Genomic DNA, 20,088 nt, shown 5'->3' with positions numbered 1-20,088 from the left:
GAGACTCCGGCGGCTGACCTTCAAGGTTCAGCCGGGGGATTATCACCCCAATGCAGCCGATGGCAACATTCCGAAGGTCAATTCTACATCGGACCGCCGGCGCGTTCCGGCGTTTAGTCGGTCTCGAAGGTGACGTCGGCGCGACGGCGGTTGCCGAGGATCAGCCGGCCGTTGGGAAGGTCGTTCTCGTAGACCTTCCTGGCGGATTCCTCTTCGCTCAGTTTGTAGCCGCGCCAGCGTGCCCAGAGGCGTTCCTCAAGCACCTCGATTGGCGGGGCGAGCATGATCGAATAATCGAAGATGCCTTCGAGCTCGCTCCACTTGCCCTGGCTGAACAGCAGATAGTTGCCCTCGACGATGATGAAGCGGTGCTCCGGCGTGATCGGCCGGGCCGAGGCGATGGCGAGTTCCCGCGAGCGGTCGAAGACCGGAACGAGAACCTCCTGGTCGGCCGGGCGCACGGCGCGGATGATATCGAGGAACCCACGCACGTCGAAGGTTTCGGGGATGCCCTTGCGGGCAAGCAGGCCGCGCTCGATGAGGATGGCGTTGTCCATGTGGAAACCATCCATCGGCAGGACGGCGGCGGTTTCGCCGCGCGCCCTGAGCGCATCGGCGATGTGATCCGCCATGGTCGACTTGCCGGCGCCGGGCGGGCCGGCGATGGCGATCAGGAAGCGCTTCTGGTCGCCGGCGCGGCGGATGACCTCGCCGGCGATGTCTTCAATTGTCATGCTCATGCGGCAACCGGCTCCGTGGGGACCGACTTGGCGCCGGTCATGAAGGCAACCGCATCGGACATGGTGTATTCCTTCGGATCGATCACCGTGAGGCGGCGACCGAGACGGTGTATGTGTATCCGATCCGCCACCTCGAAGACATGCGGCATGTTGTGCGAGATCAGCACGATCGGGATGCCGCGCGAGCGGACATCGAGGATAAGTTCGAGCACCCGACGGCTTTCCTTGACGCCCAACGCCGCCGTCGGCTCGTCGAGAATGATGACCTTGGAGCCGAAAGCCGCTGCACGCGCCACCGCAACCCCCTGGCGCTGGCCGCCGGACAGCGTTTCCACCGCCTGGTTGATGTTCTGGATGGTCATCAGGCCAAGCTCGGTGAGCTTCTGACGCGCCATCTTTTCCATCGCCGAGTGATCGAGCTTGCGCATGAACTTGCCCATGAAGCCCGGCTTGCGGATCTCGCGGCCGAGGAACATGTTGTCGGCGATCGAGAGCGCCGGCGACAGGGCAAGGTTCTGGTAGACGGTCTCGATGCCGGCCTTTCTGGCTTCCATCGGCGAATGGAAGTTGATCGGCTGGCCCTCGAGGCGGATTTCGCCTTCGTCGGGGCGGATGGCGCCGGAGATCGCCTTGATGAGCGAGGACTTGCCGGCGCCGTTATCGCCGATCACCGCCAGGATTTCGCCCGGATAGAGATCGAAATCCGCATGGTCGAGGGCGGTGACGCGGCCGTAGCGCTTGACGAGACCACGCGCCATGAGAAGGGGTTCGGTAGCCATTAGCCTGCTGCCTTTCTGATCCACTGGTCGATCGCGACCGCGACGATGATGAGGACGCCGATCAAGAGGTAGGTCCATTGCACGTCCGTGCCGAGCAGGCGCAGACCGAGCGAGAAGACGCCGACGATGAGCGCGCCGAACATCATGCCGAGAACGGAGCCGCGACCGCCGAAGAGCGAGATGCCGCCGATCACCACCGCGGTGATGCTTTCGATGTTGGCGAACTGGCCGGCGGTGGGCGATACCGAGCCGATGCGGCCGATGAGAGCCCAGCCGGCGAGCGCACAGATGATGCCGGAGAGGACATAGACCGAGATCAGCATGCGCTTGACGTTGACACCCGACAGTTCAGCCGCTTCCGGATCGTCACCGACGGCGTAGAGATGACGGCCCCAGGGCGTGTGGTTCAGCACGTACCAGAGGAAGGCCACCAGCAGCACCATGGCGATGACGCCATAGGTGAAGACCGCGCCGCCGATGCGGAAGGTATCGCCGAAGAGCTGCAGGAGCGGCGCCGTGGTTTCGATTTCCTGGGCGCGGATCGTCTCGTTGGCGGAATAGAGGAAGTTCGTCGCGAGAACGATCTGCCACATGCCGAGCGTGACGATGAAGGGCGGCAGCTTCATGCGGGCGACGAGCCAGCCATTGATGAAGCCGCAGATCGCGCCGACGGCAAAGCCGCAGAGGATGGCCAGCTCGACCGGAAGGCCGTAGCGGAAGACGAACTGGCCCATGACCACCGAGGACAGCACCATGATGGCGCCAACCGAGAGATCGATACCAGCCGTCATGATGACAAGCGTCTGCGCGGCGCCGACGATACCCGTGATCGCCACCTGCTGAAGGATGAGCGTGAGCGAGAAGGCGGAGAAGAACTTGGTGCCGAGGAGGGCGCCGAAGATGACCAGCGACAGCACGAGCACGATCAGCGACACCGCCGATGGGCTCGAATGCAGGAAATGCCGGAACTTCTGAAGGAAACTCTTGTCGTCCGTGTCGAACGAGGCGACGTCGGTCGAACTGTCCTTGAGGACTTTTTCGTAATCGTGATGCGGCGATGCCGCGGTTGGCTCACTCATGGATGTTCCTCCCGGAATCCCGTCCGCTGTGCGTGCGCGGGACGATTGCATGTGAGTGGTGGTCTTTCCCCAGGCCTGCCTTCCGGCCGCCTGGGGTGACAGTCGTTGCACCGGGAAAGTCCCCCTCTGGCCTGCCGGCTTGCCGGGGTCGAGCCACTTGTCTCGACCCGCTCTTCGAGCCCCCCACAAGGGGGGAGAAGACTGGCTGCACCCACTTGCCCCAATCAAGGCTCAGCGGAACCGGCCGGGTTAGCCCTCCCCCTTGTGGGGAGGGTTGGGAGGGGTCTTAGGCCCGATCGCTTAGCCCCAGCACTTGCCCAGGCCTTCCTTGGTGTCGATCGACTTGACGCCGGAGACCGGCTTGTCCGTGACGAGCGTCACGCCGGTGTCGAAGAAGTTCTTGCCTTCGGTCGGCTTCGGCTTCTCGCCGCTGTCGGCGAACTTCTTGATCGCCTCGATACCGAGAGCTGCCATTTGCAGCGGGTACTGCTGAGAGGTGGCGCCAATGACGCCGTCGGCGACATTCTTGACTCCAGGGCAACCGCCGTCGACGGAGACGATCAGCACGTCCTTCTCGCGGCCGACGGCCTTCAGCGCTTCATAGGCGCCGGCGGCTGCCGGTTCGTTGATGGTGTGGACGACGTTGATGGTCGGATCCTTCTGCAGAAGGTTTTCCATCGCGGTGCGGCCGCCCTCTTCGTTGCCGTTGGTGATGTCGTGGCCGACGACGCGCTTGTCGTCCTCGTCACCGATCTTGTTCGGATCCTTCGGATCGATGCCGAAGCCCATCATGAAGCCCTGGTCGCGGAGCACGTCGACGGAAGGCTGCGACGGCGTCAGGTCGAGGAACGCGACCTTGGCGTCGGCTGTCTTGTCGCCCAGCGTTTCCTTGGCCCACTGCCCGATCAGCTTGCCGGCGAGCAAGTTGTCGGTGGCAAAGGTCATGTCGGCGGCGTCGATCGGCTCAAGCGGGGTGTCGAGCGCGATGACGAGCAGGCCGGCGTCGCGGGCCTTCTTGATGTTCGGCACGATGCCCTTGGTGTCGGAGGCGGCAATCAGGATACCCTTGGCGCCATCGGCGATGCAGGTCTCGATCGCGGCGACCTGGCTTTCCGAGTCGCCGTCGATCTTGCCGGCGTAGGATTTCAGCGTGACGCCGAGTTCCTTGGCCTTGGCGGTCGCGCCTTCCTTCATCTTGACGAAGAAGGGGTTGGTATCGGTCTTGGTGATAAGGCAGGCGGATACGTCCGCGGCCTTTGCAGGCGCCGAGAAGGCGACACCGATCGCAAGCGTGGCGAGCGCGGCAGACAGAACTGATTTCTTCATTTACTCCTCCCAGAGTTTTCACCGGCGCGCCCCTTGGCTTGACCGGAATTGACGAGCACGAACATCGTCTGCGAATAGCGCCGATGGCCTCCTCCGAGCCGATCCGTGCTGTTTACGATGCTAATTAAGGGCAAGAACATTCGGCTTGTCAATAAATAAATCCAATTGAATTATTTATTCGCTATGGCATGCTCACGCGAAATAACGCATAGGTCGATAAACGGGAGGAGCACCGATGTCGTCCATGGGAGGTCCGGTTTACATGCCGGCCCAACAGCCTAACCTCAGTCCAGCGGGCGGTGCGAACCAGGTCCGGGTGCGTGCCTATAACGAACGGCTCGTGCTCTCGTTGGTGCGTCTCCACGGCTCGCAATCGAAGGCGGATGTGGCGCGGCGCACCGGGCTTTCGGCGCAGACGGTTTCGGTGATCATGCGTGCGCTGGAGAAGGAAGGGCTGCTGTCGCGCGGCGAACCGATCCGCGGCCGGGTGGGACAGCCATCGATCCCGATGCGGCTCAATCCCGACGCGGTCTATTCCTTCGGCGTAAAGATGGGCCGGCGCAGCGCCGATCTGGTGCTGATGGATTTCGTCGGCAAGATCCGGATGCAGCTGCACGTCACCTACGCCTATCCCCTGCCCGAGGTCTTTCTCGACTTCATCACTTCAGGGATCAGCGAACTGGAAAGCAGGCTCGACGCGAGCCAGCGGCAGCGGATCGCCGGCGTCGGGATCGCCGCCCCCTTCGAGCTCTGGAACTGGGAAGAGGAAGTGGGCTCGCCCAAGGGCGCGATGGATGTCTGGCGTGATTTCGACCTGCATGGAGAGATCGCCGCCCGCGTGCCCTACCCGGTCTATCTGCAGAACGACGCCACCAGCGCCTGTGGGGCGGAACTGGTGTTCGGCATCGGTCCGCAGCATCCGGATTTCGTGTATTTCTTCATCGGTTCGTTCATCGGCGGCGGCATCGTCTTGAACTCGGCGATCTTTTCCGGTCGCACGGGCACGGCCGGAGCGATCGGGCCGCTGCCGGTGCGCGGCAAGAACGGCGAAACGCTGCAGCTGCTCGAGGTCGCCTCGATCTTCGTGCTCGAAAACATGCTGCGCGAGCGCGGCATCGATCCGCAGCCTTTATGGTACTCCGCCGACGACTGGATCGACTTTGGAGAGCCGCTGGAACTGTGGATCCAGGATGCCGCCAAGGCGTTGGCGCAGGGCATCGTCGCGGCGGCGTCGATCATCGACTTCAGCGCCGCCGTGATCGACGGCGGCTTTCCCGACTGGGTGCGCGAGCGCCTGGTGCAGGCAACGATCCACGAAGCCGACAAGCTCGACCTGCAGGGCGTCGTCATGCCCGATATCATCGAGGGGATGGTCGGCGCTCATGCGCGCGCCATCGGCGGCGCCAGCCTGCCGATCTTCGCCCGCTATCTCACGGACCAGAACGTGCTTTTCAAGGAGGTCGAACATGCTGAAGGGACTTGATCCGCTGCTGAGCCCGGAGCTGCTTTCGACGCTTCGGGCGATGGGTCACGGCGACGAGATCGCCATCGTCGATGGCAACTATCCGGGCCTGGAACATGCGCGACGGCTGATCCGCCTCGACGGGCATGGTGTGATCCGCGTTCTGGATGCGGTCTTGAGCGTGCTGCCGATCGACGATTTCGTGGAGCAGGCGATCTTCCGCGCAACGGTGAAGGCCGACCGCGACAAGCTCGATCCGGTGCATGAGGAGATGATCGACTGCTGCGCGAGGCACGAGCCGAACCGGGACGTCGTTCCGTTGATCGGCCCTGATTTCTACGGCCGCGTGCGCGCAGCCCACGCCATCATCCAGACCAGCGAGCCGAGGCTCTACGGCAATATCATCCTGCGCAAGGGCGTGATCTACCCGAAGAAGACGGGCGACCACGCCTCCCCGAAAGGCGAAGCCGACCCGTTCGACTACTGAACGTCAGATATCGCCGGCCTGCGGACCCCAGACATCCGTAAGCGCGAAACCAAGTGGATGCGGATCGAAGGGATCGAGCGCCACCTGCGAAAGGCCGAAGGTAAAGCCGCGGCCGGTGATGGTCGGGATGATCGCCGGGCGACCGGCAACCTCGGTTTCGGCGATAAGACCGACCTCGAATTCGGAATCGATGATCGAGCGCGACTTGAAGCTGTCGCCCACCTTCGCCTTGCCGCGCGCATGCATCGTCGCGAGGTTGGCGGAATTGCCCGTGCCGCAGGGCGAACGGTCGGCCCGACCCGGCCACATGGTCGTGCAGGTTCGCACGGTGCCATCAGCTTCGAGATCGCGAAACATCACATAGGCGACGCCCGAGATCGCCGGGATCTCGGGATGGACGACAGGAATGCTGCGGTTGATCAGGTCCTTGATGACCATACCGGCCTGCACCAGCGTCGCGGCATTCGCCTTCTCGATCTTCGAGCCGATCTGATCCACGTCAACAAGCGCGTAGAAGATGCCGCCATAGCAGAGATCGAGCTTGATCTTGCCCCATTGCGGCGTGTCCAGCTCGACATCGAGTTCGTGCACGAAGGACGGCACCATGGTGAGCTTGACCTTCTCGCACCGCCCGTCGCGGCAGGTGGCGGTGGCCTTGACGAGGCCGGCCGCCGTTTCCAGCGTCACCACCGTTTCCGGCTCCTGCATTTCGACGATGCCGGATTCGAGCAGTGCGGTCGTCACGCAGATCGAGTTCGACCCCGAGCTTGCATGCGCCTGGTCGGGCTGCAGGATGATGAAGGCGGCGTCGGCATCGGGGTGCTTGGCCGGCAGCAGCAGATTGACGGAGCCGATAGGGGCTCCACGCGGCTCTAGGCAAAGAAAGCGGCGCAGCTCCTGGCCCTTCGGATCCGTGTTCAGCCAATGCAGCTGTGCCGCGACCGTTTCGCCCGGGATCTTCGGCACGCCGCCAATCGCGACCTTGCCGATCTCACCTTCCGCGTGAACGTCCAGCAGCTGGATCGTGCGCTTCCATCTCATCAATCAACTCCCAATCAAGCGTGGCAGACCAGGCCGCCATCGAAGCGTATATTCTCTAGAACCGGTTGATACGGAACGGCGTGACGTCGACCGCGAGCTTGGCGCCTGTCACCATATCGGCGATCAGCCGTGCTGTCGTTGCCGAATAGGTGAGGCCGAGATGGCCGTGGCCGGTCGCGTACCAGACGCCAGGCATCTTCGACGACGACGAGATGATCGGGATCGTATCCGGCAGCGATGGCCGATGGCCCATCCATTCCGTGGTGTCCTCAACCTTGAGGCCGGGCACCGCGCGCTGCGCGTGGCGAACCAGCACACGCGGACGGCGGAAATCGGGGGCGGCATCGAGGCCGGCGAGTTCGACATTGCCGCCGACGCGGATGCCGCCCGCCGTCGGCGTGATCATGAAGGCGCGGTGCGGCCAGATCACGGAATAGCGCATGTCGATACCGGGCTTCATGATCTGGGTATGATAGCCGCGCTCGGTCTCGAGCGGGATCGGCTCGCCGAGCTTTTCGGCCAGGGTGCGGGTGTGGACGCCGGCGGCGAGTACGACGAAGTCGCTCGTGATCCTCTGTCCGTCCTCCAGAAGGACGACAGCGGTGCCATCGCCGCTCTTCTGGATGTTGCGCACCACGCCGGAAACGAAGCTCGCGCCCAGCGCGCGGGCGGAAGCGGCGAGCTTCACCACCAGTTCATAGGGATTGCGGATCGACTTGTTGTCGGGCAGCAGCACGGCCTTGGGAATGGCGGGCGACAGCGTTGGCTCAAGCTCGCGAATGGCGCCGCCGTCGAGCACATCGAACTGGAAGCCGTAGCGGCGCATCATCTCGACATGGCCGCGATCGCCGGCGAATTCCGCCTCGGTTTCGTAGATCGCAAGGCAGCCCTCGTCCGTCATCAGGCCGGGTGCGTCGATCGCCGACAGCATGGCGCGGAAATCGGCCAGCGCATGCGCCGACAGGCTCATGCCCGCATCCTCGATCTCCCGCAGCCGCGACGGCCGGCCAGCCAAGATGAAACGCAGGAACCAAGGCAGCATTTTCAACGCATAAGAGGGTCGAAGCCATACCGGCCCCTCGGGATCGAGCAACCAGCCGGGGATCTTGCGCCATGTGGACGGGCCTGAACCGGCGGCGAAATCCAGCGCCACGCTCGCCATGTTGCCGTAGGAGGTTCCCCTGCCCGGCTCGCCCTTGTCGATCAGGGTGACCTGCAGGCCGCGACGCTGCAACTCAAACGCAATCGCCGCGCCGATGACACCTGCACCGACAACCGCAACCGTCTTCTTCGTATCTTCCATGATGCCATCGCCCATCGCACGGTGGCCAGAACGGCAACCGCCTCCACATGTGATATATCAGAACCGCGGCATTTTCCTACGAAAATTTTACTGGTTCGGAATGCCCGCGCCAACACTATCGCCCACCGAGCCCGCGGTGTTCTCCACCGACTGGCCGAGGCGCTTAAGCTGCGCATCGTAGTTGCGCCGCGTGCGCGGGTCGAAGATCGCGATCGGGGTGCTGACGGCGACGCTTGCCGCACTTCCGACCGTCTGCGCGGCGCCGATCGCCACGGCGCCGACAGCCTCGCCGAGGCCGACCTGCGAATCGGTGATCGCCTGCCCGGCGATCAGCCGGTCGCCGATCAGCTTCACCACTTCCGGGCTCTCGGCGAACTTGCCGTGGTTCAGGCGATCGCCGCCCTTGAGCTTGGTGAGATCGAGAACGGTGATACCGGCCGCTTCCAGCTTGCTGCGATACGGCTCCACCGACGGATCGATCTGGCCGAGGCGATCGACATTGCCGGAGATGCGGCGCGAGAGCGCCAGAGCGCGGTCATCGCGCGAGACGAAGATCGTGAAATGCGGCTTGTCCTTGCCGAGGCTCGCGAACTGGTGACCGAAGACATCGACATCCAGATCGGGCGAGGCAAGGATGACGTTATTGATCTTCGGCGCCACGCGGCCATCGCGGATTGCCATCTGCCTGAGCGCCTCGACCGTGAGCCAGGTGCCCATGGAGTGCGCCATGATGGTGATGTCGTCGACGGCGGGATTGTCGGCGGTGCGGCGCAGCAGCTCCTCCAGCGCATCGCGGGAGTAGTTGGTGCTTTCCTTGTCGTAGTTGTAGTCGAAGATGCTGCCGCGCGACGGCCAGGTGAAGACGGCGGGCGCCACGTCCGCGTGCGAATCGTGAACGATCTGCGCGAAGCGATAGACGGCGTCCTCGTAGAGATTGTTGAAGCCATGCACGAAGATCAGCACGCGACGGCTTTTCGGCATATGCGTCTTCAGCCACTTCTCGCCGGCATGCTCGCCCTCCAGCGGATCGACGGCGACCGTGACGAAATCCTTTTGCGGATCGGCCGGCAGCTTGCTAGGCCACTGCACCTGACCGACCTTGCGATTGGCGTCCGGCGGAATGGAGACCTCGACGGCGTTTACCGCAAGCCCGGTGCCGCGTTCGCCCGAGAAGAGGACGGCGGGGTCCTTGTCCGGCGCGCGCGTGGTCGCGACGAGGAGATCGACCTTCGAGGTACCGGCGGAGTTGGCCGACGCCGAGACGCCGGCTGGCTGCATGACGCCGATCAGGCGGCCACCGCACCCGGTGAGAACAACAGCGGCAAGCACGGCGCCAGCCAATGCGCGTCGCGCGGAACGAGTTTTCTCAATCATGCCCACTCCAACAAATTCCGGTACCCGTTCGGCCGCCCTCAGATAGGCCGCGTGAACGGAGCAAGTCAAACCAAGGCCGGGAACGGTGGCGCCGGTGCAAGGCAATGGGCGGAAGCATGGGGAGAATCGGCAACAGGTTTCAAAACGAAGGGCCGAATAGAAAAGAGCCCGGCGCGGGAGGAGGTGCACCGGGCTCTTGATCCTGACTGACAACTGGGAGGAGGAGTGTTGTCAGTCCGATGAAGGAGCGCTGGGAGGAGGAGTGCGCTGCCTTCGAGAAGATAAGTAGCCCATCCTTTTACTCAGGAACAGAAGAATTCCCGCAACGCAGCAATGCATCAGACGCAATGCTGGCAAATGAGATTTGCTTTGGGAGCCTATTTTTGCAGCATTTTCGATCATCCGGTCGGTTTATTGAGCAAAACAAAACTTTCGAAGGCAACGGCGCCCCTGCATTTGCGGCCTCTCCCCAAATGTCCGAGAGGCGCACCAGGATCGTCGACATCAAAAAGACCGAGCCGCGAATCCGGCTCGGTCTCATTCATCACATCAATCAGAAGCCGTTGTCGCACGGCATGCTGCCGTCGCCATTGGTGCCGCCGAAAGTGTTCTGGCAATAGGTCTGGCGCTCCATAGGCCTTGCCATCGGGCTGGCGATGGAGCCCGTCGTGCTCGGCTCGACGCCGAAGGCTGCCAGCGGGTACCAGTAACCATCGTGAAGGCGCGTGCCGGCGCGCTCGGTGCGCGAGCCGCGATAGCCGTGCCAGTAACCCGGCTGCTGAGTATTCTGGGCCATTTCCATGGTGCCGACGGCGGCAGTGGCCGACGGCACGGGCATCTGTTGCGCCATGACAGGTCCGCAGGTCGCGATCGCCAGAAAGGCACCAAGCGAGGCTGCAGGGAACGCAATACGAGACATCTTCATGATAAACCCTCCTTTCGGATTTACATGAAGACAATGCGTCCCAACCGCCCGGGTTCCTCGCCGCAGGCCGGCCTCCGGCACTCGTGATTGCAGGCGATTGCGCGTGATGAGGACGCTGTTCTAGCGATCGTAGACCGTGCGATATCCCTGGCTGGAAAGGCAGGCCACGTACTGGCGGCGGGCGGCGGCGCGGGCCGTCGCTTCCTCGTTGGCCGCGTCGATGGGCATATTGGTCATGCCGGCGCGCAGTTCGTATTGGCGGCGCGCCTCAGCGTACATGAAGTTACCGTCCGCAACGCAGATGGTGTGGGCGACGCCGGTGAAATTGAGCGGCGGATCGGTCTGCGCGGCAACCGGAACGATGAGCGGCGCGTTGGCATGATCCACGCAACCGCCAAGCACCGCAGCAAACCCGCAGAAGACCACCACCCGAACCAGACTACCCAGCATATTCCCTCCGGCCGCATGGACCGCGATTGCACGACAAAGCAGCGCGGAATGCGCGCCATCGACGCGACCATGGCCGCGCAACATTGCGTCAGGCTATCCGAGGAGCCGTAACCTGCCGAGAAAGTCGCGGGCGATGGATTTCGAAAGGCGCCATGCTATCCTGTGCCCGGCGCGGAATGGTCCGCAGCCGCTGAGCACCGGAGCGTGAAATGGCACATGCGGAAGAGGAAGATGATACGCTGCCCGTCCCCTCGCACCCCGAGGAGATCAAATCGGTTTTCGACATGCGCGTCGGGGAGCACATCACCGTACAAGGGAGCTTCAGGATAACGCCGGCCGGCCTGATCTGCGCCGGCCTCGCCGCCGCCGCCATCACCTTCGCCGCCGGCCTTGCCGCATCGTCGATGCGGCGCGGGCGCTAGATCAGTTCCGCTTTTCTTCGAATAGCGGACCCGCATAAGCCAGAGTAATATCCGGAGACGCCTGATCCGCGATCCAGTCGTAGAGCAGCAGAAGATGCCTGCTCGTCTCTGGGGAAAGAACAATTTCGCGCACGATCACTTATGGGCTTTCACACGCGCGGCGTGACGGTCGCGAACGGAAGCAAAGGCCGTATCGACGGATACTCTTCGTGCTGGATCGGCTTTCATCGCATCATACGATGCGGCAACCTCGCCCTTGAGCCAGCGCTCAACGGCTTTATCACGCTCCCGCAATGCCCGGAGACCCGCGCGGATCACTTCGCTGGCGGAAGCATATTCGCCGGCCTGCACCTTGGCATCAATGAAAGCCGCCTGGTCGCCAGGGAGGCTAATCGTTCGCTTTTCAATGTTGGCCATCGGACACCTCGCCGAACACTATAGCACACGGTATGAATAAATCATACTCGATTGCTGCGGGCATCGTGAAAGCACCGAGACCTGTCCGCATACGCGGCAGAGATCAAAGCCCGCGCGGAAAAACGTGGCCCGCGTAGCGGACGTATCGTGCTGGTGAATTCACTGAAGAGAGAAGTGGCGCACCCGAAGAGATTCGAACTCCTGACCCCCAGATTCGTAGTCTGGTGCTCTATCCAGCTGAGCTACGGGTGCGTCTGCAGCGGTGTGTCCCGCTGGCGTGAGCGGTTCTCTAGAGGGTCCTTTCGGGTAATGCAATAGGCTTTTTTAAAAAATCGCGCCTTTCGCACATTTGAGCCGGCGTACGGAATCCGCGTCACTTCTCGGAAAGCGCGCGGCTGCGGTAATCTTCCAGGGAAACCGGACGATCCGGGATCTCGATGCGGAACTGGGTGCCGACGGAGGGCTTTTCCACAAGGGCGATCGTGCCGCCGTGGGCGAGTACCAGCTCGCGGGCGATCGCGAGGCCAAGGCCGGTGCCGCCCGAGCGGGCGGAGCCGCGGAAGGCGGCGAAGAGGTTCTGGCGGGCCTTGCTGGGCATGCCGGGGCCGGTATCGTCCACGGTGATGCTGACGACGCTGCCGACGCGCTGCGCGGACACGGTGATCTGTTTCACGCCCCCCGCTCCGGTGCGCGGCATGGCCAGCGCCTGCAGGGCGTTGCGGCAGAGATTGTGGATGACGCGGAAGAGCTGTTCGCTGTCGGCATCGACCTCCAGATCGGGCGCCATCTGCTCGATGAACTCCACGCCGCTTTCCGCGTCGATCGCCAGCATGTCCTTCACGTCCTGCGTCAGCTCGTAGAGGCTGAGGCGGCGCCGGCGCGGGGCCGATTCGCTTGCCTGGCCATAGGAAAGGACTTCGGTCGTATAGCCGACAGCTCGGTCGATGGTGCGCAAAAGCTTGGGCGCGAAGGCCTTCACCATGGGATCGTCGACATCGACAAGGCGGTCGGACATCAGCTGTGCCGAGGCGAGGATGTTGCGCATGTCGTGATTGATCTTGGAGACGGCAAGGCCGAGTGCTGCAAGATTGCGCTGCTGCTTCAGCGTCTTCTGCAGCTCCAGCTGCATCGACGTCAAATGCCGGCCGGCGAGCGCCAGTTCGTCGCGGCCGCCATCGCCCACGAAGATATGCTGCGGATTTTCAGGATCGCTCGAGAACTGCTGCATGCTGCCGGTGAGCTTGCGGATCGGGCGAATCAGGATTCTATCGATCGCGAAGAAGACGAGCGTCGCGGTGAAGAGCGCGATGAGGATGGAGAGCAGAAACACGTTGCGCGAATAGACGAGCATCGCGTTGCGCAGATACTTGTCCTTCATCAGCACCTCGACGCCGGTATTGGTATCGAGCACAGGACCATAGACGCGGATCATCCGGTCGCCGCCGAAGATCAGGGTGTCGAGCGCATCGCGGATCGCCGTCATAGGCGGAACGTCCGTCAGGTCATATTGCGCGTCGACCGAATTCGGCATGTCGGCGGTCGCCAATAGCCGTGAGGTACCGTCCTTGCGCAGAACGATCGCCTTGGTGTGCGTGGCCATCAGCGTTTCCTTCTGCAGCGCGCGCGGCAGATCGACCGGCTGCAGACCATCGATGACGAGCGCCGCGGCGGCGGCGGCATTCAGCCGCTCGTCCAGCCAGCGCAGGCGCATATTGGCAACCGACGGGAAAAAGATCAGCACTTCGGCGAGCATGATGCAGATGACGGTCAGCCATAGCAGCTTGCCGGAAAGGCCGGCGAAGCGGCCGAACGGGCGCACAGCATCCTGGCCGAGTTCGGGTGCCGTCGCCTTGTCTGCTGTCAAACCGTCGCCGGGATTGTGGTCAGGCATGTCTTTCGTCCGCTCGCGCGATTGGCGCCATGTCAGTGTTTTATCCTAGACTTATCCTTCAGCGCTTTCAAATCTTCGCGATGCGGCAAAAAAGAACGCCGCCCGGAGGCGGCGTTCGCAAAGTGATCGTCGGGAAGATCAGAACTCTTCCCAGTTCTGATCGGCGAGCGCAGCATTGCCGCTGAACGCGCGGGCGACGGTGCCCATGGCGCGGCGGGCCGGCGAGGCGACGGGGCGATAATCTCCGCGGCTGGCCACGGCCACGGGTGCCGCCGCCGGTGCATTGGAAACCCTGAAGCGCGAGATGAGGCGAACGAGGCTGTCTGCTTCGGCCGAGAGCTTGTGGGTCGCGGCGGAGGTTTCCTCGACCATCGCGGCGTTCTGCTGGGTCACCTGGTCCATCTGATTGACGGCGGTGTTGACTTCCTTCAGGCCCGTCGACTGCTCCTTGGCTGCCGTGGCGATCGAATGGATGTGATCGTTGATGGCATTGACGCGCTTTTCGATCGCCGAGAGCGCCGCACCGGTCTCCTGAACCAGCTTGACGCCGACCTGCACTTCGTCGCCGGACTTGGTGATCAGGCCCTTGATGTCCTTGGCGGCCGTTGCCGAACGCTGGGCGAGTTCGCGCACTTCCTGGGCAACCACGGCAAACCCCTTGCCGGCCTCGCCGGCGCGGGCCGCCTCGACGCCGGCGTTGAGCGCCAGCAGGTTGGTCTGGAAGGCGATCTCGTCGATGACGTTGATGATCTGGCTGATCTCCATCGACGCCTGCTCAATGCGGCCCATGGCTTCGACAGCGTTGCGCACGACGATACCGGACTTGCCGGCATCGTCCTTGGCGGCCGACACCATGACGGTGGCTTCCTGAGCGCGCTCGGTGGAGTTGTTGACGACGGCGGTGATCTGGTCGAGCGCGGCGGAGGTCTGCTCCAGCGCCGCGGCCTGCTGCTCGGTGCGCTTCGACAGGTCGTCGCTCGAGGCACGCAACTCGTTGGTGTTGCCGTGGAAGGTCTCGGCCGTCTCGCGCACTTCGCGCATCGTCGTCTGCAGCGTTTCGAAAGTGTTGTTGACGTTCTGCTGCAGCTCGGCGAAGGCGCCCTGGAAATTGCCGCGCATGGTCTGCGTCAGATCGCCTTCCGATAGCTTGGCGATGACGCGGCGGGTCTCGCCGACGCCGCTGTCGACGCCCGAGAGCAAGTTGTTGATGTTGCTGGCGAACTGGTTGAGGCTCTCGTCGCCGTAATCCTTGTCGATGCGGCGGCTGAAGTCGCCGGCGGCGGCAGCGGCCACGACGACGGACATGCTCGACTGCAGGTCGTCACTCTTGGCGCGCATGGCGGCTTCCTGGGCATTCATGCGGCGGACGGCAAGACCGTTTTCCTTGAACACGGCGACGGTCGCGGCCATCTCGCCGATTTCGTCCTGGCGACCGGCAAACGGCACCTCGGCGTCGAAGTTGCCGTCGGCGACGTTCTTGATCGCCTGGGTCAGGCGGTTGATCGGGCCACTCAGATGCACGGTGCCGATGTAAAGACCCATGGCGACGCCGGCGAGGATGCCGAGGCCGGTTATCGTCAGGACCAGCCAGAGAACGGATGTCCGGAAGCGGTCGACCTGCTGGTCGACCGCGGTGAGCGTCGCCTTGTCGGTTGCGACGACAGCGTCGATCTCGGCCTGAAACGCCTTGCGGTTGGCGCGGTTGGCTTCGTTGTTGCCCTGCTCGTTGGCAGCCTGCGGGCTGACTTCGGTGCCGAGGCGCGCGGTTTCGGCACGGAAGGTACGGAACTCCTTGGCGCGGTCGCCGAGCTTGGCGAAGGCGGCTTTCTGGTCTTCCGGAACGAGCGGCGCCCATTTGGCGATGACTTCGTCGATCCTGTCCAGGTTGGAGAGAATACCCTTGGCGAATGCCGCGGCTTCCTTGGTCGTGGGCGCGCTGTAGATGCCGCGCGCTTCCATGACGGTGGCCGTCACGTAGCGGTTCAGCTGTTCGCCGGCATAAGCGCGGTCGGACGCGTCCTCGTAGGCCGACAGGTTATGGTCGTATTGGTTGACCGCCCACAATGCGGTCGCGCCGATCAGCAGCGCCACGCCACACATGGCCGACACAAGCAGATTGATCTTACCTTTGATCTTCATGAAACATCCCCCCTGGAGCCGTCGAGGCCAGGAACACACGTAGTTGGCCGATGGCTAAATTTGGCCCAAATAAATTAACGTTGAATTTCAGATGAGCGCTGGCGGCACTACTAGAAATTACCCGCGCTTAGTCGCTCGATGCAAATTTTTACGTGCATTTCTTCGGCGCTTTTCAATGCGGCACGCGCTTCGGTTGATCTTGATGGATTTGCCGCTCTTCGAGCCCGCATCAACGCCTGTCACAGTCGTTAAGGGCGGGCGGGAGCGCTGGCCCGGTTTCCCTTCGGCGGGCGTTTCCCGCACGTAATTGACTTTGGCCGCCTTCATCCGTATAAGCCGCCGCACGTCCGGTCATATAAGGCTTTTGATAGCCTCGCCCGTTCGAAAAACAACGCTCCTTGCAATATGCAAATTCAAGAAGGGCCGCACTCCGCGGTGATTAAAATAAATGAAGCGTACCTACCAACCATCCAAGCTTGTTCGCAAGCGTCGCCACGGTTTCCGTGCACGTATGGCTACCAAGGGCGGCCGTAAGGTCATCGTTGCTCGCCGCGGTCGCGGCCGCAAGCGTCTTTCGGCCTAAGGCCGGAATTGCCCGATCAGATGGCGGGCGAACCGACGACCCAGGAATTGAAAAAGACTGCCGGGCGGTTGAAAAACCGCCCGCAGTTTCTTGCTGTTCGCAATGGCGAAAAACGCAGGGGCGGCTTCTTCCTTCTCGAGGTGCTCGACAGGAAGGAACCCGATACCGAAGCCCGCGTCGGCTTCACCGTCACCAAGAAACATGGTAACTCGGTCGAGAGAAACCGCATGCGGCGGCGCCTCAAAGAGGCGGTGCGACTTCATGCAGGGTTTGCAATGCAGCCCGGACACGACTATGTGGTTGTCGCGCGAAGGGACGTGCTCCAAGCATCCTTCAAAGAATTAGCCGCTGAGCTCAAGGCTCGCGTCGAGACGAAGCCGAAACACAAGCGGTCCGGAGACGGCCGCCCCAGGAACGTATGATGCAAAACAACCGCAACTACTTCATTGCGATCGCCCTCTCCGTGCTGATCGTTCTCGGGTGGCAATTCCTTTACATGAACCCGCGCATCGAAGCGCAGCGCAAGGCCGAGCAGGCACAGAAGGCGCAACAGGCGACCGAGCAGACGCACAACGCGCCGGCCGCCGGTGGCGCGCAGCCGAGCGGTTCCGCTCCGACCGGCCAGGCAGCGGCGACGACCTCGCTTGCCGACGCGCTTGCCAAGAACCCGCGCGTCATCATCGACACGCAGTCGCTCTCCGGCTCGATCAACCTCGCCGGCGCCCGCCTCGACGACCTGAAGCTCAAGGGCTACCATGAGACCGTCGACGACTCGAGCCCGATCATCACGCTGTTCAGCCCGTCGGAAACCAAGGACGGCTACTTCGCCGAACTCGGCTATATCGGCGACGCGGCGACCGGCAGCGTTCCGGGCCCCTCGACCGTCTGGACGGCGCCCGAGGGCGCGAAGCTGACCGAGAAGACCCCGGTTACGCTGACCTACACCAACGACAAGGGCATCACCTTCGCCCGCACGATCTCGGTCGACGATCACTACATGTTCACCGTCACCGACAAGATCACCAATGCCGGCGATGCAGCGGCTGCTCTCTCGTCCTACGGCCGCGTGACACGCTACAACAAGCCGGCAGTCGCCTCGACCTACGTGCTGCATGAAGGCTTCATCGGCGTGATTGGCGACGACGGCCTGATCGAAAGCAAGTACTCTGCAGTCGAGAAGGAAGCCGTAACGCCGGCGACCGCGACCGGCGGCTGGCTTGGCATCACCGACAAATATTGGGCGGCAACGATCATTCCGCCGCAGACGACCGCCTATGACGCACGCTTCAGCCACTTCACGGATGGGCAGCCGCGCTTCCAGGCCGACTACAAGCAGAACGCCGTCAGCGTCGCGCCCGGCCAGTCGGTCGAGCTCAAGAACCTCGTCTTCGCCGGCGCCAAGGAAGTTCCCGTCATCGACGGTTACGAGGCTTCCTACCAGATTCCGCGTTTCGATCGCCTGATCGACTGGGGCTGGTTCTACTTCCTGACGAAGCCGATGTTCAAACTGATGGACTTCTTCTTCCGTTACTTCGGCAACTTCGGCGTCGCGATCTTGATGACCACGATCGTCGTCAAGGCGCTGTTCTTCCCGCTCGCCAGCAAGCAGTACGCTTCGATGGCGAACATGAAGCGCGTGCAGCCGAAGATGGAAGAGCTGAAGGCGAAGTTCGGCGACGACCGCATGGCGCTGCAGCAGGCGACCATGGCGCTCTACAAGGAAGAAAAGATCAACCCGATCGCCGGCTGCTGGCCGATCGCGCTGCAGATCCCGATCTTCTTCTCGCTCTACAAGGTGATCTACATCACCATCGAGATGCGCCACGCACCGTTCTTCGGCTGGATCCAGGACCTTTCGGCACCCGATCCGACCTCGTTCATCAACCTGTTCGGCCTGCTGCCGTTCGCGGCTCCGACCTTCCTGCATCTCGGCGTCTGGCCGCTGATCATGGGTGTAACGATGTTCCTGCAGATGCGCATGAACCCGACACCTCCCGATCCGACGCAGGCGATGATCTTCAACTGGATGCCGCTGGTCTTCACCTTCATGCTGGCAAGCTTCCCGGCCGGTCTGGTCATCTACTGGGCCTGGAACAACACGCTTTCGGTCATCCAGCAGGCGGTGATCATGCGCCGCCACGGGGTGAAGGTCGAGCTGTTCAGCAACCTGAAGAACCTGTTCAAGCGAAAGCCGGCACCAGCGGACAAATGACGAAAAGCCCCGGTTCGCCGGGGCTTTCTCTTTTTCAGGGTCGTCTTCGTGACGGTTCATCTCGGAACCGCCGGTTGACAAAATCGCCTGAAACCTGAATGCCATACCCTCTTGGAATTTGACGCGCTGGAAAAGGCCGAATGACCGACAACAACGACAAGCCGCTCTTCGGGCGTCCGTGGATCTTCATCCGCGGCGTGCCGTCCATGAAGTTCCTTCCGCCGGAAGGACCTGCGGAAGTGGCCTTCGCCGGCCGGTCGAATGTCGGCAAGTCGTCGCTGATCAATGCGCTTGTCGGCCACAAGGGGCTGGCGCGCACCTCGAATACGCCCGGCCGCACGCAGGAGCTCAACTATTTCGTGCCCGAAGGCTTTTCCGGCGAGGCCGGCGATCTGCCGCCGATGGCGCTGGTGGACATGCCGGGCTACGGCTATGCGCAGGCGCCCAAGGACCATGTCGATGCCTGGACGAAGCTGGTGTTCGATTACCTGCGCGGCCGCGCGACGCTGAAACGCGTCTACGTTCTGATCGATAGTCGCCACGGCATCAAGAAGAACGACGACGAGGTGCTGGATCTGCTCGACAAGGCCGCCGTGTCCTACCAAGTGGTGCTGACGAAGACCGACAAGATCAAGCCGCCGGCGGTGGTAAAGCTGCTCGCCGAAACAGCCGAGAAGATCAAGAAACGTCCCGCGGCCTTCCCTGGCATCATCGCGACGTCATCGGAAAAGAGCGAGGGACTCGACGATCTTCGAGAAGCGATCGCGCAGACGGTGGGCGTCGCCAACTGGAAATGAAAAAGAGGCGCCCCCGGGGATCGGGCAAGGGGCGCCCCTAATTCTGCTGATTGTACTCTTTACATCTTCGGCAGCAGAACCTTGTCGACGACGTGGATCACGCCATTCGATTGCTTGACGTCGGCGATCGTCACATGCGCGACGGTGCCGTTCTCGTCGGTGAGCGTGATCTTGCCCATGCTTTCCTTGGCCTTCAGCACGCAGCCGCCGACCGTCTTGATGTCGTGCTCGCCGCCGTCATCCTTGATCATCTTGGCGACGGTCTTCGACATGGCATCGGCTGCCACGACATGGCAGGTTAGGATTTTCGTCAGCTTCGCCTTGTTTTCCGGCTTCAGCAGCATGTCGACCGTGCCGGCCGGCAATGCCGCGAAAGCCTCGTTGGTCGGCGCGAAGACGGTGAAGGGTCCCTTGCCTTCAAGCGTAGAGACCAGGCCGGCCGCCTTGACGGCGGCAACGAGCGTCGTGTGATCCTTCGAGTTGACGGCGTTTTCGACGATGTTCTTGGTGGGATACATGGCGGCGCCACCAACCATCGGGTTCTTGGCTTGCGCCGCGAAGGCGATTGCGGAGACGGCGACGGCAATTGCCGTGGTGCGCAATGCGGACTTGATCATGACTGTTATCCTCCTCGGTCCGCTGTCCAGTATCGGCTGAATGC

General features: G+C 62.7%; 20 protein-coding genes and 1 tRNA gene. 7 read left to right on the top strand and 14 right to left on the bottom strand.

Annotation, left to right across the window (positions count from 1 at the left end; translation table 11 throughout):
* Positions 1-113: 113 nt before the first annotated feature.
* From QTL95_RS09970 to QTL95_RS09955, 4 genes are all read right to left on the bottom strand, one after another.
* Positions 114-740: a nucleoside triphosphate hydrolase gene (locus QTL95_RS09970; protein WP_289719821.1), complete on the bottom strand. Its 627-nt coding sequence runs from the start codon at positions 738-740 to the stop codon at positions 114-116.
* Positions 737-1,519, bottom strand: a complete 783-nt coding sequence (locus tag QTL95_RS09965) for an ATP-binding cassette domain-containing protein (RefSeq protein WP_289719820.1) — start codon at positions 1,517-1,519, stop codon at positions 737-739. Before QTL95_RS09965 ends, QTL95_RS09970 begins: the two co-directional genes overlap by 4 nt.
* Positions 1,519-2,598 (bottom strand): ABC transporter permease, encoded by a 1,080-nt coding sequence (locus tag QTL95_RS09960; RefSeq protein ID WP_183901236.1) that lies wholly within the window; start codon positions 2,596-2,598, stop codon positions 1,519-1,521. Before QTL95_RS09960 ends, QTL95_RS09965 begins: the two co-directional genes overlap by 1 nt.
* A 300-nt stretch (positions 2,599-2,898) precedes the next feature.
* Positions 2,899-3,924: a sugar ABC transporter substrate-binding protein gene (locus QTL95_RS09955; protein ID WP_289719819.1), complete on the bottom strand. Its 1,026-nt coding sequence runs from the start codon at positions 3,922-3,924 to the stop codon at positions 2,899-2,901.
* Positions 3,925-4,159: 235 nt separating this feature from the next.
* On the opposite strand from QTL95_RS09955, the gene QTL95_RS09950 reads away from it, so the two are divergent.
* Positions 4,160-5,407, top strand: a complete 1,248-nt coding sequence (locus tag QTL95_RS09950) for an ROK family transcriptional regulator (protein ID WP_289719818.1) — start codon at positions 4,160-4,162, stop codon at positions 5,405-5,407.
* Positions 5,391-5,873 carry an RbsD/FucU family protein gene (locus QTL95_RS09945; RefSeq protein ID WP_289719817.1) on the top strand — a complete coding sequence of 161 codons (483 nt, stop codon included), beginning with the start codon at positions 5,391-5,393 and terminating at the stop codon, positions 5,871-5,873. Before QTL95_RS09950 ends, QTL95_RS09945 begins: the two co-directional genes overlap by 17 nt.
* Positions 5,874-5,876: 3 nt before the next feature.
* Here the strand turns inward: QTL95_RS09945 and QTL95_RS09940 are convergent, their stop codons facing one another.
* The 5 genes from QTL95_RS09940 to QTL95_RS09920 form a co-directional block, all read right to left on the bottom strand.
* Complete coding sequence (locus QTL95_RS09940; RefSeq protein WP_289719816.1) at positions 5,877-6,914, bottom strand: 4-hydroxyproline epimerase; 1,038 nt, start codon at positions 6,912-6,914, stop codon at positions 5,877-5,879.
* 55 nt (positions 6,915-6,969) lie between these two features.
* Positions 6,970-8,217: an NAD(P)/FAD-dependent oxidoreductase gene (locus QTL95_RS09935; protein ID WP_442981280.1), complete on the bottom strand. Its 1,248-nt coding sequence runs from the start codon at positions 8,215-8,217 to the stop codon at positions 6,970-6,972.
* Positions 8,218-8,304: 87 nt separating this feature from the next.
* Positions 8,305-9,591: an alpha/beta hydrolase gene (locus tag QTL95_RS09930; RefSeq protein ID WP_289719815.1), complete on the bottom strand. Its 1,287-nt coding sequence runs from the start codon at positions 9,589-9,591 to the stop codon at positions 8,305-8,307.
* Between the two features lie 553 nt (positions 9,592-10,144).
* Positions 10,145-10,516: a surface protein gene (locus QTL95_RS09925; RefSeq protein WP_289719814.1), complete on the bottom strand. Its 372-nt coding sequence runs from the start codon at positions 10,514-10,516 to the stop codon at positions 10,145-10,147.
* A gap of 120 nt (positions 10,517-10,636) precedes the next feature.
* Entirely contained in the window at positions 10,637-10,966 is a 330-nt protein-coding gene (locus tag QTL95_RS09920) for a hypothetical protein (protein WP_289719813.1), read from the bottom strand.
* Positions 10,967-11,175: 209 nt separating this feature from the next.
* Between QTL95_RS09920 and QTL95_RS09915 the strand changes: the two genes are divergently transcribed.
* Positions 11,176-11,388 (top strand): hypothetical protein, encoded by a 213-nt coding sequence (locus QTL95_RS09915; protein WP_289719812.1) that lies wholly within the window; start codon positions 11,176-11,178, stop codon positions 11,386-11,388.
* Positions 11,389-11,523: 135 nt separating this feature from the next.
* Here the strand turns inward: QTL95_RS09915 and QTL95_RS09910 are convergent, their stop codons facing one another.
* The 4 genes from QTL95_RS09910 to QTL95_RS09895 all read right to left on the bottom strand — a co-directional run bounded on the left by QTL95_RS09910 (position 11,524) and on the right by QTL95_RS09895 (position 15,835).
* The gene (locus QTL95_RS09910; RefSeq protein WP_289719811.1) at positions 11,524-11,805 is read right to left on the bottom strand and encodes a type II toxin-antitoxin system ParD family antitoxin; all 282 of its coding nucleotides are present in this window, start codon (positions 11,803-11,805) and stop codon (positions 11,524-11,526) included.
* A 175-nt stretch (positions 11,806-11,980) separates the two neighbouring features.
* A tRNA-Arg gene (locus QTL95_RS09905) sits at positions 11,981-12,057 on the bottom strand.
* A 121-nt stretch (positions 12,058-12,178) separates the two neighbouring features.
* A complete protein-coding gene (locus tag QTL95_RS09900) occupies positions 12,179-13,696 on the bottom strand; it encodes an ATP-binding protein (protein WP_289719810.1) in 1,518 nt (505 codons plus the stop codon).
* A 138-nt stretch (positions 13,697-13,834) separates the two neighbouring features.
* On the bottom strand, positions 13,835-15,835 hold the full coding sequence (locus QTL95_RS09895) for a methyl-accepting chemotaxis protein (protein WP_289719809.1): 2,001 nt from the start codon (positions 15,833-15,835) through the stop codon (positions 13,835-13,837).
* Positions 15,836-16,283: 448 nt separating this feature from the next.
* On the opposite strand from QTL95_RS09895, the gene rpmH reads away from it, so the two are divergent.
* The 4 genes from rpmH to yihA all read left to right on the top strand — a co-directional run bounded on the left by rpmH (position 16,284) and on the right by yihA (position 19,427).
* Entirely contained in the window at positions 16,284-16,418 is a 135-nt protein-coding gene (rpmH, locus tag QTL95_RS09890; RefSeq protein WP_065689331.1) for a 50S ribosomal protein L34, read from the top strand.
* 20 nt (positions 16,419-16,438) lie between these two features.
* The gene (gene rnpA / locus QTL95_RS09885; protein WP_289719808.1) at positions 16,439-16,840 is read left to right on the top strand and encodes a ribonuclease P protein component; all 402 of its coding nucleotides are present in this window, start codon (positions 16,439-16,441) and stop codon (positions 16,838-16,840) included.
* The gene (yidC, locus tag QTL95_RS09880) at positions 16,840-18,630 is read left to right on the top strand and encodes a membrane protein insertase YidC (protein WP_289719807.1); all 1,791 of its coding nucleotides are present in this window, start codon (positions 16,840-16,842) and stop codon (positions 18,628-18,630) included. The genes rnpA and yidC overlap by 1 nt, the downstream gene beginning before the upstream one ends.
* Before the next feature lie 140 nt (positions 18,631-18,770).
* A complete protein-coding gene (yihA, locus tag QTL95_RS09875; protein WP_289719806.1) occupies positions 18,771-19,427 on the top strand; it encodes a ribosome biogenesis GTP-binding protein YihA/YsxC in 657 nt (218 codons plus the stop codon).
* A gap of 59 nt (positions 19,428-19,486) precedes the next feature.
* Here yihA and QTL95_RS09870 read toward each other — a convergent pair whose 3' ends face one another.
* Positions 19,487-20,044 carry a fasciclin domain-containing protein gene (locus tag QTL95_RS09870; protein WP_289719805.1) on the bottom strand — a complete coding sequence of 186 codons (558 nt, stop codon included), beginning with the start codon at positions 20,042-20,044 and terminating at the stop codon, positions 19,487-19,489.
* Positions 20,045-20,088: the final 44 nt, after the last annotated feature.

It is taken from the genome of Rhizobium sp. S152 (assembly GCF_030380735.1).
Lineage (GTDB): Bacteria > Pseudomonadota > Alphaproteobacteria > Rhizobiales > Rhizobiaceae > Rhizobium.
The sequence above is the reverse complement of the archived record's forward strand: the minus strand, read 5'-3'. Positions and strand labels throughout refer to the sequence as shown.